The sequence below is a fragment of the Streptomyces sp. BK79 genome, assembly GCF_044142145.1.
Taxonomy (GTDB): Bacteria; Actinomycetota; Actinomycetes; order Streptomycetales; family Streptomycetaceae; genus Streptomyces.
Genome location: NZ_JBHVOC010000085.1, coordinates 1 through 822, shown reverse-complemented (window position 1 = coordinate 822; position 822 = coordinate 1). Strand labels below are relative to the sequence as shown.

The window sequence follows — 822 nt, the reverse complement described above, 5'->3', positions numbered from 1 at the left end:
CGCTCCGATCGCGAGTGGTGAGGTCGGCAAGGTCGGGGTCGCGATCGACTCGATCGACGACATGCGGGTGCTGTTCGGCGGGATTCCGCTGGACAAGGTCTCCACGTCGATGACGATCAACGCGCCGGCCTCCCTGCTGCTCCTGCTCTACCAACTCGTCGCCGAGGAGCAGGGTGTCAGTGCGGACCGGCTGACGGGGACGATCCAGAACGATGTGCTGAAGGAGTACATCGCGCGGGGGACGTACATCTTCCCGCCGAAGCCGTCGCTGCGGCTGATCGCGGACATCTTCAAGTACTGCAGGGCCGAGATCCCGAAGTGGAACACGATCTCGATCTCCGGCTATCACATGGCGGAGGCGGGGGCGTCTCCCGCGCAGGAGATCGCCTTCACCCTCGCGGACGGGATCGAGTACGTGCGTACGGCGGTGGCGGCCGGGATGGACGTGGACGACTTCGCGCCGCGCCTGTCCTTCTTCTTCGTGGCGCGGACGACGATTCTGGAGGAGGTCGCGAAGTTCCGTGCGGCCCGCCGGATCTGGGCGCGGGTGATGCGGGAGGAGTTCGGGGCGAAGAACCCGAAGTCGCTGATGCTGCGCTTCCACACGCAGACGGCGGGTGTGCAGCTGACGGCCCAGCAGCCGGAGGTCAACCTCGTCCGTGTCGCCGTGCAGGGCCTGGGTGCCGTCCTCGGTGGTACGCAGTCGCTGCACACCAACTCCTTCGACGAGGCCATCGCGCTGCCCACCGACAAGTCCGCGCGCCTGGCGCTGCGTACGCAGCAGGTGCTGGCGTACGAGACGGACGTGACCGCGACCGTCGA

Annotated in this window: 1 protein-coding gene; it reads left to right on the top strand. The window is 67.2% G+C overall.

Annotated elements, in window-relative coordinates; translation table 11 throughout:
- Positions 1 to 822 (top strand): methylmalonyl-CoA mutase family protein (locus ACFIF2_RS35880; RefSeq protein WP_395577486.1); only part of this gene is annotated, 822 nt, incomplete at both ends.